This is a genomic window from Arthrobacter sp. CC3, from assembly GCF_039907775.1.
In the GTDB taxonomy this organism is placed as follows: domain Bacteria; phylum Actinomycetota; class Actinomycetes; order Actinomycetales; family Micrococcaceae; genus Arthrobacter.
The window spans coordinates 109,459-122,687 of record NZ_JARCCY010000003.1; the positions used below are offsets into that span (position 1 = coordinate 109,459).

Annotated in this window: 12 protein-coding genes; 10 read left to right on the forward strand and 2 right to left on the reverse strand. The window is 66.5% G+C overall.

Annotated features, from left to right (window positions below; translation table 11 throughout):
* The first annotated feature begins 10 nt into the window (after positions 1-10).
* From PV761_RS02345 to dhaM, 7 genes are all read left to right on the forward strand, one after another.
* Positions 11-337 carry an Lsr2 family protein gene (locus tag PV761_RS02345; protein ID WP_028270336.1) on the forward strand — a complete coding sequence of 109 codons (327 nt, stop codon included), beginning with the start codon at positions 11-13 and terminating at the stop codon, positions 335-337.
* 404 nt (positions 338-741) lie between these two features.
* On the forward strand, positions 742-3,234 hold the full coding sequence (locus PV761_RS02350; protein ID WP_028270337.1) for an ATP-dependent Clp protease ATP-binding subunit: 2,493 nt from the start codon (positions 742-744) through the stop codon (positions 3,232-3,234).
* A 402-nt stretch (positions 3,235-3,636) separates the two neighbouring features.
* A complete protein-coding gene (locus tag PV761_RS02355) occupies positions 3,637-5,757 on the forward strand; it encodes an alpha/beta fold hydrolase (protein WP_347894031.1) in 2,121 nt (706 codons plus the stop codon).
* 31 nt (positions 5,758-5,788) lie between these two features.
* Positions 5,789-6,298 carry an amino-acid N-acetyltransferase gene (locus PV761_RS02360; RefSeq protein WP_028270340.1) on the forward strand — a complete coding sequence of 170 codons (510 nt, stop codon included), beginning with the start codon at positions 5,789-5,791 and terminating at the stop codon, positions 6,296-6,298.
* A gap of 490 nt (positions 6,299-6,788) precedes the next feature.
* Positions 6,789-7,790 carry a dihydroxyacetone kinase subunit DhaK gene (dhaK, locus tag PV761_RS02365; protein WP_028270341.1) on the forward strand — a complete coding sequence of 334 codons (1,002 nt, stop codon included), beginning with the start codon at positions 6,789-6,791 and terminating at the stop codon, positions 7,788-7,790.
* 2 nt (positions 7,791-7,792) lie between these two features.
* Complete coding sequence (dhaL, locus tag PV761_RS02370; RefSeq protein ID WP_028270342.1) at positions 7,793-8,425, forward strand: dihydroxyacetone kinase subunit DhaL; 633 nt, start codon at positions 7,793-7,795, stop codon at positions 8,423-8,425.
* The gene (dhaM, locus tag PV761_RS02375; RefSeq protein ID WP_347894033.1) at positions 8,422-9,096 is read left to right on the forward strand and encodes a dihydroxyacetone kinase phosphoryl donor subunit DhaM; all 675 of its coding nucleotides are present in this window, start codon (positions 8,422-8,424) and stop codon (positions 9,094-9,096) included. Before dhaL ends, dhaM begins: the two co-directional genes overlap by 4 nt.
* A gap of 14 nt (positions 9,097-9,110) precedes the next feature.
* Here the strand turns inward: dhaM and PV761_RS02380 are convergent, their stop codons facing one another.
* On the reverse strand, positions 9,111-9,608 hold the full coding sequence (locus PV761_RS02380; protein ID WP_347894035.1) for a hypothetical protein: 498 nt from the start codon (positions 9,606-9,608) through the stop codon (positions 9,111-9,113).
* A gap of 77 nt (positions 9,609-9,685) precedes the next feature.
* Positions 9,686-10,504 (reverse strand): A/G-specific adenine glycosylase, encoded by an 819-nt coding sequence (locus PV761_RS02385; RefSeq protein WP_231511129.1) that lies wholly within the window; start codon positions 10,502-10,504, stop codon positions 9,686-9,688.
* A 254-nt stretch (positions 10,505-10,758) separates the two neighbouring features.
* Between PV761_RS02385 and PV761_RS02390 the strand changes: the two genes are divergently transcribed.
* The 3 genes from PV761_RS02390 (at position 10,759) to PV761_RS02400 (ending at position 13,184) form a co-directional block, all read left to right on the forward strand.
* The gene (locus PV761_RS02390) at positions 10,759-11,448 is read left to right on the forward strand and encodes a hypothetical protein (protein WP_347894037.1); all 690 of its coding nucleotides are present in this window, start codon (positions 10,759-10,761) and stop codon (positions 11,446-11,448) included.
* 152 nt (positions 11,449-11,600) lie between these two features.
* Positions 11,601-12,326 (forward strand): FCD domain-containing protein, encoded by a 726-nt coding sequence (locus PV761_RS02395; RefSeq protein ID WP_347894039.1) that lies wholly within the window; start codon positions 11,601-11,603, stop codon positions 12,324-12,326.
* A 108-nt stretch (positions 12,327-12,434) separates the two neighbouring features.
* Positions 12,435-13,184 carry a glucosamine-6-phosphate deaminase gene (locus tag PV761_RS02400; protein WP_347894041.1) on the forward strand — a complete coding sequence of 250 codons (750 nt, stop codon included), beginning with the start codon at positions 12,435-12,437 and terminating at the stop codon, positions 13,182-13,184.
* The last annotated feature ends 45 nt before the right edge of the window (positions 13,185-13,229 follow it).

A 13,229-nucleotide genomic window follows, 5' to 3' on the forward strand; every position in this document is an offset into this window, starting at 1 on the left:
GAGAATTTATATGGCACAGAAAGTAAAAATCATCCTTGTCGATGATCTGGATGGGGGAACCGCGGACGAAACTGTCCGATTTGGCCTTGACGGCGTCAGTTACGAAATTGACCTGTCGGGTGCCAATGCTGCAGAACTCCGCTCCTCCTTGGAGCGGTTTGTTTCCAGCGCCCGCAAGACGTCCACCGGCCGCGCCACCCGTACCAAGGTCTCAGGCGGCAGGAACCAGGACTCTGCACAGATTCGCCAGTGGGCCAGGGAGAACGGCTACGCGGTTAACAGCCGCGGCCGCATCCAGGCTGAAATTCAGGAAGCCTACCAGAAGGCAAATTCCTAGCACTGCCGCAGTTTTGCGTAGAAAATCAATGCCCCTGCCAATCGGCGGGGGCATTGCCTTTTGAATACCAGTGCCTGCCGGTGAAGCCGCCCGGGTAAAGCGGTGCCCGCTATTGCGCGGATATTGCGGCGGGGAACAAGGCAGTTTCAAGGCAGTTACCAGGCAGGGGCGAGTTCCGTGTTCAAGTTCGAAGCGGCCGAGCCGCAATAGAAGTCGCTCAAGTGGCGGGATTCCGGACCGATAACAAAGCCATTAGGTGCGGAGTTCGGGCACTGCCGCGGCCCTGATGACCAGGGAAGTCAACCCGGAAGGACTGCCCCGGGTTTCCCCTGTGGCGAACACGCTCCACAAGTCCGGGTCTGCCACGTAGCATCAAAGTACGTCGTAGCTAGGAGTGTGGCGAAATGTTTGAGCGATTTACGGACCGTGCCCGTCGCGTAGTTGTGCTTGCCCAAGAAGAGGCACGCATGCTGAACCACAATTACATCGGTACCGAACACATCCTCTTGGGTCTGATCCACGAGGGTGAGGGCGTTGCCGCCAAAGCTCTGGAGTCCTTGAGCATTTCGCTCGACGGCGTACGCGAGCAGGTGCAGGAGATCATCGGCCAGGGCCAGCAGGCCCCGTCCGGCCACATCCCCTTCACCCCGCGCGCCAAGAAGGTGCTGGAGCTCTCGCTCCGCGAGGCACTGCAGCTGGGCCATAACTACATCGGCACGGAGCACATCCTGCTGGGGCTCATCCGCGAGGGTGAAGGCGTGGCTGCCCAGGTGCTGGTGAAGCTCGGAGCGGACCTCAACCGCGTCCGCCAGCAGGTGATCCAGCTGCTCTCGGGCTACCAGGGCAAGGAGACCACCGGCGCAGGCGTCGGTGCCGGCCAGCCGGAAGGAACTCCTGCAGGTTCCGTGGTCCTGGACCAGTTCGGCCGCAACCTGACCCAGGCTGCGCGCGAGAACAAGCTGGACCCGGTCATCGGGCGCGAACAGGAAATGGAACGCGTCATGCAGGTCCTTTCCCGGCGCACCAAGAACAACCCCGTGCTCATCGGCGAACCCGGCGTCGGCAAGACCGCCGTCGTCGAAGGACTCGCCCAGGCGATCGTCCGCGGGGACGTCCCGGAGACCATCAAGGACAAGCAGCTCTACACGCTGGACCTTGGATCCCTGGTGGCAGGCTCCCGGTACCGCGGTGACTTCGAAGAGCGCCTGAAGAAGGTGCTCAAGGAGATCCGGACCCGCGGCGACATCATCCTGTTCATCGACGAGATCCACACCCTGGTGGGTGCGGGTGCCGCCGAAGGCGCCATCGATGCCGCGTCCATCCTCAAGCCCATGCTGGCACGAGGCGAGCTCCAGACCATCGGCGCCACCACGCTGGATGAATACCGCAAGCACATCGAGAAAGATGCAGCGCTTGAGCGCCGCTTCCAGCCGATCCAGGTCAAGGAGCCTTCGGTGGCGCACGCCATCGAGATCCTCAAGGGCCTGCGGGACCGCTATGAAGCGCACCACCGCGTGACCATCACCGACGGCGCCCTCGCCTCGGCAGCCAACCTGTCCGAACGCTACATCTCGGACCGCTTCCTGCCGGACAAGGCCATCGACCTCATCGATGAAGCCGGTGCACGCCTGCGCATCCGCCGCATGACCGCTCCGCCGGAGCTGAAGGCCATGGACGAGCGCATCGCCGAACTCAAGATGGAGAAGGAGTCCGCGATTGACGCGCAGGACTTCGAAGGTGCCGCCTCGCTGCGCGACAAGGAGCAGAAGCTCATTGCCGAGCGTGCCGAGAAGGAACGCCACTGGAAGACCGGCGGCATGGACGACATCTCCGAGGTGGATGAGGATCTCATCGCCGAGGTGCTGGCGAATTCCACCGGTATTCCCGTCTTCAAGCTGACCGAGGAAGAGTCCTCGCGACTGCTGAAGATGGAAAGCGAACTGCACAAGCGTGTCGTCGGCCAGGACGAGGCCATCAAGGCCCTGTCACAGGCAATCCGCCGCACCCGTGCAGGCCTGAAGGACCCCAAGCGTCCGGGCGGTTCGTTCATCTTCGCCGGCCCCACCGGTGTCGGCAAGACCGAGCTCGCCAAGGCCCTCGCGGAGTTCCTGTTCGGTGAAGAGGATGCCCTCATCACGCTGGACATGTCCGAATACTCCGAGAAGCACACGGTGTCGCGCCTCTTCGGTGCCCCTCCGGGCTACGTCGGTTACGAAGAAGGCGGGCAGCTGACCGAAAAGGTCCGCCGCCGTCCGTTCTCCGTGGTGCTGTTCGACGAAGTGGAAAAGGCCCACGCGGACCTCTTCAACTCACTGCTGCAGATTCTGGAAGACGGCCGCCTGACCGACTCCCAGGGCCGCGTGGTGGACTTCAAGAACACGGTGATCATCATGACCACCAACCTCGGCACCCGGGACATCTCCAAGAGTGTCGCCACCGGCTTCCAGTCCGGCACGGACACGCAAACCGGCTACAACCGGATGCGCGCCCGGGTCACTGAAGAGCTCAAGCAGCACTTCCGCCCCGAGTTCCTGAACCGTGTTGACGACGTTGTGGTCTTCCCGCAGCTGACCCAGGACGAGATCATCGAGATCGTGGACCTGTTCGTTGGCCGCCTCGAGAAGCGCCTCAAGGACAAGGACATGGGCATCGAGCTCACCAAGGCTGCCAAGGTTCTCCTGGCAACCCGCGGCTACGATCCCGCCATGGGTGCCCGGCCGCTGCGCCGCACCATCCAGCGCGAGATCGAGGACCAGCTGTCCGAGAAGATCCTCTTCGGGGAGATCCACGCGGGCGACATCGTAGTGGTGGATGTGGACGGCGAAGGCGACGACGCCAAGTTCACCTTCGAAGGAAACGCCAAGCCGCGCATCCCGGAAATCGCTCCGAGCGTCTAAGCATCACCGCCAAGGCCCCGCCCCCTCTGCAAAGAGCGGGCGGGGTCTTTGCGTTGCCCTGGGTTCCGTTCCTGTTGCTGGGTCCGGCGCTGCCGGCCGAGACATTTGCCGGCGCCTCGGTCGTTCCTCCCTTAGACGGCGCCTACACAAATGCCTGACCGGCAGCGCCTCAGCGCGGAAGGCGGCTCCCAGCGGAGCGAAGGCGGCGGTGGCATTTGTGTAGCTTGCGTCAAAGCGACGAAGGAGCAGCAAGCGGCAAATGGTGCCGGTGCCGAAGCGCCCCGGTTGTCCGTGCATGACTTGCGGCGTCGCCGTGCGTTTGTGTTGGGGGGGTGTGAAAGTAGTGGTTCACTAATAGTGAACGTGCTGTGATCTGGCGCACAGTCGGTGTTGAATCTCTTCATGGCTTCCCAAGACTCAGCGATCCTGAGCGAACAACCGGCGACCCCTTTCCACGATATTGACCACTACCTCGCCATACCCCGGGTGAGCGGCCTGGCGCTGAGCCCGGACGGAAAGCGCCTGGTGACCACCGTCGCCACGCTCAACTCCAAAGGCACCGAGTACGTCACCGCCCTGTGGGAACTGGACCCCGCGGGTGAGAAGCATGCCCGGCGGATCACCCGCAGCGCCAAGGGCGAGGCGGGTGCTGCCTTTGCCTCCACCGGCGATCTCTACTTCACGTCCGCCCGCCCCGATCCCGAGAGCCCGGACGACGAACCTGTCAGTGCACTCTGGCAGCTGCCCGCCGACGGCGGCGAGGCCCGGGTGGTCCTTTCGCGCGCGGGCGGAATCAGCCACGTGATGTCAGCCCGGGACACCGGGGCCACGTTCGTCACGGCCTCCGTCCTGGCCGGTTCCCCGGACGAGGATGCGGACGAAGCGCGGCGGAAGAGCCGCAAGGACAACAAAGTGTCCGCCATCCTCCACAGCGGCTACCCCGTGCGCTACTGGGATGCCGACCTGGGCCCGGACCAGCCGCGGATTTTCGCTGTCGAGCCAGGGGAGGGGAAGGAGCGGGGCAAGCCGGCGACGGTCGATGCCGCCGCGCCGCTGAAGCTCCGGAACCTGACGCCGGACGCGGCAGGACTGTTGCGCAACGCGGATTCGGTGGTCAGCCCGGACGGCAGGACGATCTACACCAGCTTCGACAAACCCCTCGCCAAGGCCGACTCGCGCTCGGTCCTGGTGGCCGTCGACGTGGCCACAGCAACGCACGGGGTCCTGCTGGACCGCGAAGGCATGAGCTACTTTGCCGGGCCGGTGAGCCCTGACAACCGCACACTGGTGGTGCTGAGCGAATCGGACAGCACTCCCCTCGAGGCTCCGCAGGGCAGGCTCCACCTGCTGGACGTCAGTGCGCCGGGGGATCCGGAAGCGAACCTCCGGCCGCTGGTCCGCGACTGGGACCGCTGGGCCATCAAGGCGGCGTGGCTGCCGGACGGCTCCGCCCTCCTGGTAACGGCCGACGACGACGGCGCGTCGCCGGTTTTCCGGATCACCGTTCCGGCGTCTGCCGGCGAAGCGAGGGTCACCCGGGTGACCCGGGACGCCGCCGCCTACACCGACGTCGTGGTTTCCCCGGACGGGCGCAGCGCCTACGCGCTGCGGAGTTCGTACGAATTTCCGCCCGAGGCAGTCCGGATCGACCTGGCGACCGGGGACGTCACCCGCCTCCAGGCTCCGGCTGAACGCCCGCACATCCAGGGCTCCCTGGAGCGCCTTGACACGACCGCCGCCGACGGCACGCGGGTGCCCGCCTACCTTGCCCTGCCGGACGGCGCCTCCGCGCAGGAACCGGCGCCGCTGCTGCTCTGGATCCACGGCGGACCCCTGGGCTCGTGGAACGCATGGACGTGGCGCTGGAACCCGTGGCTGCTGGTGGCCAAGGGCTACGCCGTCCTCCTGCCGGATCCGGCCCTGTCCACCGGCTACGGGCAGTCCTTCATCCAGCGCGGCTGGGGAGAGTGGGGCAAGGCGCCCTTCACGGACCTTATGGAAATCACGGACGCCGTCGTGGAGCGCCCCGACATTGACGCGGAGCGTACAGCTGCCATGGGCGGCTCCTTCGGCGGCTATATGGCGAACTGGGTGGCAGGCCAGACGGACCGCTTCGGCGCCATCGTCACCCACGCAAGCCTGTGGGCCCTGGACCAGTTCGGCCCCACCACCGACGCCTCGCAGTACTGGCTGAAGGAAATGACGGCCGAGATGGCGATGGCGAACTCGCCGCACCTGCACGTCGAGAAAATCAGCACGCCCATGCTGGTGATCCACGGCGACAAGGACTACCGCGTGCCCATTGGCGAGGGCCTGCGGCTCTGGTACGAGCTGCTGTCCAAATCGCAGCTGGCAGCGGACAGCGACGGCCGGACGCCACACCGTTTCCTCTACTACCCGGACGAGAACCACTGGATCCTGCAGCCGCAGCACGCCAAGGTCTGGTACGGGGTCGTCGAGCACTTCCTGGCGAAGAACGTGCTGGGCAGCGACCTGCCGTTGCCGCCGGATCTGGGGCTCTAGCCGGACGGAGGTCGGCCGTAAGATGGGGGCTGTGACTGAGACCTTCCGCATCCGCCCTGCCCGCACCAGCGATGTAGCTGCCATCAAGCGCCTGGTGGCTCCGCTGGCGGACAAGAGGATCCTGATGGCCAAGGAAACGGTGGCCTATTACGAAAGCCTGCAGGAGTTCAGGATCGCGGAGTCGGCCGACGGCGAGGTGATCGGCTGCGGCGCCCTGCACGTCATGTGGGAGGACCTCGCCGAGGTGCGCACCCTGGCGGCCTCGGACGCGTGGCGGGGCAAGGGCGTGGGCCACGTCCTGGTGGAAAGCCTGCTGGAAGAGGCCAGGGCGCTGGGCGTCTCGCGCGTGTTCTGCCTGACGTTCGAGGTGGATTTCTTCAAGAAACACGGCTTCGATGTCATGGCTGACCAGACGGCCGTTGACCCTGTTGTCTATTCCGAGCTGCTCCGCTCGCATGACGAAGGTGTGGCGGAATTCCTGGACCTCGCCCGGGTGAAGCCGAACACGCTGGGCAACACCCGGATGATCAAGGCCCTCTAGCCCCGTCACGTCGCAGGCGTGCCCGGCACCATCCATAATGTCGTATTTCTAAACTCTTCCCATATATCGAATCGATGTATAAAATTAATCAAGCCTGCCAGTAACACCAGAATCCCGAAACCACTTCAAAGGACAGAAATGCGCGAGCACGCCATTTTTCCGGATTTTTCGGCGTTTCAAATGGACCTGCCGACAGTACTGACTCGAAGGGATCCGCTGAGTCAGCCCTGCGAGTCCTCGGCATTCCACATAGGCGCCGCGGCGTGGCCGGATTTCCTCCCGGCATCCTGGGGGAAGCGCTGAACCCGGCCGGGGGACACAAGCTGGAAGGGGAAGGGACAGTCTATTGGGGGCTGTCCCTTTCTTTTGCCCTCGCTGAACCGGCCTCCGGCGCCGGCTGAACCAGCCGATTCGACGGAGCGCTACCGTTGCCCGGGCCGCGGTAGTACTGTCAAGACAAAGCCGCCAGGACACTCCAGGGAGCACTCCAATGAAGAAGCTGATCAACGATCCCCGCGCTGTAGTGGACGAGTCCGTGGAAGGCTTCGGCCTGGCCCACGCAGACCTCGTAACCGTCAGTGCCGAGCCGAAATTCATTACCCGCAAGGACGCCCCGGTGGCAGGGAAAGTGGGCCTTGTCAGCGGCGGAGGCAGCGGCCACGAGCCGCTTCACGGCGGCTTCGTGGGGCTGGGAATGCTCGACGCCGCTGTGCCGGGTGCCGTCTTCACCTCGCCCACGCCCGACCAGATCATTCCGGCCACCCTGGCCGTGAATTCCGGCGCCGGCGTGGTGCACATCGTCAAGAACTACACCGGCGACGTCCTGAATTTCGAAACGGCCGCCGAAATGGCGGAGGCCGAAGGCGTGCAGGTGCGGACTGTCCTGGTCAATGACGACGTCGCGGTTGAAGACTCGCTGTACACGGCCGGCCGGCGCGGCGTGGGCGGCACCGTCCTGGTGGAGAAGATCGCCGGTGCGGCCGCGGAACGCGGCGATGACCTGGACGGCGTCGCCGCCATCGGAGACCGCGTCAACCAGAACGTGCGCAGCATGGGCGTGGCACTGACCGCCTGCACGGTCCCCCACGCCGGTACGCCCAGCTTTGATTTGGAAGAGAACGAAATCGAAATCGGCATCGGAATCCACGGTGAGCCCGGGCGGCACCGGATCCCCATGGAAAATGCCGACGGCATCACCGACCGACTCCTGGAGCCCATCCTGTCCGACCTCGGCATCGCCTCCGGCGACAAGGTCCTCCTGTTCGTGAACGGCATGGGCGGCACCCCGCAGAGCGAGCTGTACATCGTGTACCGCCGCGCGGCGCAGGTGCTCGCGGAGAAGGGCGTCACGGTGGAACGGTCCCTGGTGGGCAACTACATCACCTCCCTCGAGATGCAGGGCTGCTCCATCACGGTGCTGCGGCTCGACGATGAACTCACCACGCTCTGGGATGCGCCGGTCCACACCGCTGCGCTGCGATGGGGCATCTGACAGTGGGACTGGACGTTGACTGGGCGGTACGGTGGCTCACCCTTTCCGCGCAGGCCATGGCGGACCACCGCGTGGAACTGATCGAACTGGACCGGGCCATCGGGGATTCCGATCACGGTGAAAACATGGACCGCGGCTTCAAGGCCGTGATGGAGAGGCTCGCAGAGGCGCCGCCCGCCACGCCGGGAGCGGCGCTGAAGCTCACGGCCATGGCCCTGATGTCCAAGGTGGGCGGCGCGGCAGGACCCCTCTACGGGACTGCCTTCCTGCGTGCCTCCACCTCGCTGGGCGACACCACGGACATCGACCCCGGGGCCTTGGCTGTTGCCATTCAGGCCGCCCGCGACGGCATTGTGGCCCGCGGCAAGGCCGAATCCGGCGACAAGACCATGGTGGACGCGTGGACCCCCGCCGTCGATGCTGCGGCAGCGCAGGCCGCTGCAGGGGACGGGGACGTCCTCAAGGTCCTCCTGGCGGCGGCGGAAGCCGCCGAGGCGGGTGCCGTGGCCACCGATCCGCTGATCGCCCGCAAGGGCCGGGCCAGCTACCTGGGGGAGCGGAGCGCGGGCCACCGCGATCCCGGCGCCGTGTCCACCGCCCTCATCCTGCGCGCTGCGGCCGGGGCAGCCGAGTGACGGTCCGCCTGGTGGTGGTCTCCCATAGCGAAAAGATCGCCGACGGCGCGGTGGAGCTGGCGGCCCAAATGGCACCCGACGTCGTGATCCTCCCCGCGGGCGGTACCGACGACGGCCGGATCGGCACCAGCCTGGAGAAGGTCATGGCCGCCCTCGAACAGGCGGCGGGCGAGGATGGAACCGTGGTGCTGACGGACCTCGGCTCCGCCGTGATGACGGCCGAATCAGCAGTGGAGTTCCTGCCGGACCCGGACACGGTCCTGTTGGCCGACGCGCCGCTGGTGGAGGGGCTCGTGGCGGCTGCCGTTGCGGCGCAGGCCGGGGCGGACGCCGCCGGAGTGAAGCAGGCGGCGGAAGCGGTGCGCCGTGCAGCTGCCCCGGAGGCGCCGTCGGAGGCGGAAACGGTCGGGCCGCCGGACGCTGCGGGCGATTTTGAGCTGGTCAACCAGGCCGGCATGCATGCACGGCCCGCAGCGAAGATCGCCGGGGGAATCTCGGGCCTGGAAGCCGAGGTGACCGTCAACGGCGTGGACGGAGCGTCCATGACCGGCCTCATGACCCTGGGCGCGGGCAGGGGATCGATCCTCCACGTGGAGGCCTGGGGGCCGGACGCGGCCAAAGCTGTGAAGTACGTCGGCGGACTGGTGGAGGCAGGGTTCGGCGAGCCCTGACTTGCGGCCTGTAGTTACGGTGACTGCCGGAGGCCGTCGGCATCCAGCACCACGCCGGCCGTGATGAACTTTCCGCACTGCTCGCCGTAGGGATACTCGGCCCTGGGCATAAAGCTGAGCCTGCGCTCTGGCAGCGGCGTCCCCGCAGTGGACGTGCCGGTGGCAGTGGCGTCAATGCGCGATTCGGTCAGGACGTCCATCATCAGCATGCCGGTGAGCGTGCCGTCCGGGGAGGACGTTGCGGAGCACGTGCCGTCCGGGCCGGCTGAGGGCTCGCAGCCCTGGTCCACCGTGGTGCTGCCCGGCATCAGCTCAAGGTCGGCTTCCCGGCATGTTCCATCCTGGCAGGCCTTGAGGTGGATGGCCTCGACCTCGGGTACATAGCTGGCAGCCACGGTCAGCGCCACCACGGACGCCTGCGCGATTGCCGGGCACGGCACTGCCTCGGGCATGCACGCGGACGGGATCAGCGACGTCGTGACCGCTGCCAGAAGTACCCCCAAGCTGCGCATGCTTCAGGGTAGGTCCGCAGGCTCGGGCCGCACCAGCACAGGGTGGTTCCAGTTCCGGAACGAATGCATAACGGGCGTCAGGCAGGAAGCCGCAGGCCGCCGAGGTGCAGCTCGGCCAGGCCGTCGCTGACCAGGCCCGCCAGTGCGCGTTCCAGCTGTTCCGGCGCGGAATTCAGCCGATGCAGCGCCGCAAGCGGGACGCCGATGCCGTCCGCTTCGAAGCCAAGGTCCGCGGCAGGCTGATGGAACATTTCCGGTGCCACCGGTGAGTCCGCCAGCCGGAGCACAGCCATCACGGCACCCCGCACCTGCCGGTCGGTGCCGTGCCAGGACTGCCCTTTGGGGGTGTACGACGGCGGCGGCTCGCCGGCCGCCAGCCACTGACACGCGCCACGCACCGGGCAGTCGCCGCATTTCGGCGCCCTCGCCGTGCAGACCAAGGCTCCCAGCTCCATAACCGCCGCGTTCCAGCGGACAGAGAGTCCGACATCGGCCGGCAGCAGTTCGGCGGCGAGCCGCATCTCGGCGGCCGTCAGCGACTGTGACGGCAGCGCCGTGCCCGAAAAAAGCCGTGCATGGACGCGGCGGATGTTGGTGTCCACCACCGTCTCGCGGCGGCCGAAAGCGAATGCGGCCACGGCGGCGGCCGTGTAGCTGCCCACGCCCGGAAGTTCCAGCAGTTCCGCGTACGTTCCCGGCACCCCGCCGTCGTGCTTCTCCACGATGGCGACGGCGGCAGCGTGCAGGCGCAGTGCCCGCCGCGGGTAGCCCAGCCGGCCCCAGTGCCGGACAGCTTCGCCGGACGGTTCCACGGCGAGGTCTGCCGGTGCCGGCCAGCGGCGAAGCCACTCTTCCCACACGGGCAGGACCCGGACAACCGGAGTCTGCTGCAGCATGATTTCACTGACCAGGACGCCCCAGGCGGGACAGTCGGGTTCGCGCCACGGCAGTTCCCTGGCGGTGTCTGCGAACCAGGCGTCAAGGGTTTCGTGGAGGACTGCCAGCGGCGCCGGCGCAGGGCGACTCGCCGGGGAAAGGGCAGTGGGTAAGGCTAAGGCATCGATGCAAATACTGTAGTGGATACTGGCCGACGTCCGTGTTCGCGGCGTGGTGGTGCGTCAATGTGCCCGGCGTTCTTTAGCCTAGAAGGATGGTCAGGCAAGGCACTTCAGGAAAGAACAGTTCGAAACCGAAGGGCACCCCCGGCCGTCAGGCGGGGCGGCCTCCGCTGAAGGCCGTCTACCGCCGTCGCAGGCTGTTCGTTGCCGTGGTGCTGCTTCTCGTGGCGGCTGTGGCTTTGGGAGGCTTCGCCGCCGTGTCCGCGGCCATGCGCTCCTCCGAGCAGGCCTCCTCCACCGACCCCGCGGGCCGCGACGGTTCTGACGGGGCGGCGGCGAATCCTGAGGCCACGCCCTCCGCGTCCGCGACTCCCAGCGCCCAGGCCACGCCGACATGCGACCAGGGCCTTGTCACCGTTTCGGCGTCCACGGACAAGGCTGCCTACGCGGCGGGGGAAAACCCGCTCCTTAGCCTGAAAGTCACCAACGGCGGAAAAGTGGCATGCGAGGTGAACCTGGGTACGTCCCAGATGGAGTACACGGTCACCAGCGGCTCCGACCGGATCTTCTCTTCGGTTGACTGCCAGGTGGAGAGCGGAGACCTGGTCAAGACCATCGCTCCGGGCCAGAGCGAGACCGCCAACTTCCCATGGGAGCGCAACCGCAGCGTCCCCGGGTGCGGCCCGGTGTCCGCGAAGCCCGGCGCCGGCGGGGCGTATTACATGTTCGTCGCCAGGCTCGGGACCAAGGCCAGCACCAAGGCCGTTTTCCAGCTCCTGTAACAACCCTCCCATTCCATGTACGCCCGCTCTGGCGGCGCGGTCAGGGGCAAATTCATTGTTACCAAATAGGACAAGGGACGTCCCATCTCCGGTAGGATTAGTAGCAGACCTGCTTGCTAGGCAGGTCCGATCCCGAGGAGACAGCCGTGACCGTGGCCCCGCAAGAAGTGTCAACTGCCCGCTTCAGCGCGCAGCTGCGCTCCCATGCCCTGCAAACGCGCATCATGGAACTGATCCTGGAGCAGGGACTGGACGTTGGCGATGCGCTCCCCACTGAAGCCGAACTCTCCGCAACTCTGGGCGTGGGGCGCAATACGGTCCGGGAGTCCTTGAAAGTCCTGCAGGCCCTCGGCGTGATCGAGATCCGCCACGGCTTCGGGACCTTCGTGGCCCCCAACAACTTCCATGCCCTCGCCGACGGACTGGCCTTCCGGGGCCGGCTCTCCCTGCGGCACCGGGGAGAGGAAGCCATGGAGCTGGTGGATGTGCGCCAGGCGCTCGAATCCGGGCTGATCGGTTCGGCGATGGACCGGATGACGGCTGCGCAGCAGGAGGACCTGCAGCACGCGCTGGAAGCCATGGAGGTGGCAGCCGGGAAGGGCGAACCCCTGTTTGCCCACGACGCCGAGTTCCACCGCCGGTTGTTCGCGCCGCTGCGCAACGACCTGCTCATGAACCTGATGGACGTCTTCTGGAAGGTTTACCGCCAAATCCACCTGGAACTGGGGCCGGGGCCCGTGGACCTGCTTCAGCAGGTGCGCGACCACCGCGAGATCTACGAGGCGGTGGCGGCGGGCAACAAGCCACTTGCCTCCGAGCGGCTGCAGCGCCACTTCGACGGAATCCGGGGAAAGCTCCGCGCCGTCGCGGCCCGCTAGAACCGCCTTCCGCATCATCCCCGCGGGTGCGCCTCCTTGAGCACGCCCGTCAGACCCCCGTCCATCCAGACACAGCACCCCGTCAACACAGAAGAGAGCCCGTTCGGCATGGAGTTTTTCGTAGTTCAGGACGCAGAGGCAGCCGGCGCGGTCGGCGCGGGGCTTCTGGCGGCCGTGATCCGCAGCAACCAGGATGCCGTGCTGGGGGTGGCAACGGGCGGCTCGCCCTTGCCCGTCTACCGGGCGCTGGCAGGATACGGGCTGGAGATGTCACGCGTCCGCTGCTTCGCGCTGGATGAATACGTGGGCCTGCCCGCCGGCCATCCGGAAAGCTACGCGGAAGTTGTCCGCCGTGAAGTCACCGAGCGGCTCAGCCTGGATCCTGCCAATGTGTTTGTCCCGGACGGCAGCGCAGCGGACCCCGAACGCGCGGCCAACGACTACGAAGCTGCCATTGCAGCCCACGGCGGGATCGATATCCAGCTGCTGGGCATCGGCCATAACGGCCACCTGGCCTTCAACGAGCCCGGGTCGTCGCTGGAGTCCCGCACCCGGGTAGAGGATCTCACTGAACGCACGAGGCAGGCCAACGGCCGCTATTTCGACTCGCCTGCAGACGTGCCCGGGCGGTGCATCACACAGGGCCTCGGCACCATCCTCGAGGCGCGCCAGCTCCTGATGGTGGTCCATGGAGCGGACAAGGCGGAAATCCTGCACCGTGCGCTCACCGGACCGGTGACGCCGGATTGCCCCGCTTCCGTCCTGCAGCGCCATCCGCACGTAACCGTGATCGCGGACGAGGGTGCGGCCGCCCTGATGCCGTGCACGGCCACGCGTGTGGCCGCCGCGAGCGTTTAGGCCCGGAAGGGTTAGGGCCTTGCGGGGTTGAGGGCAGGAGCCTGC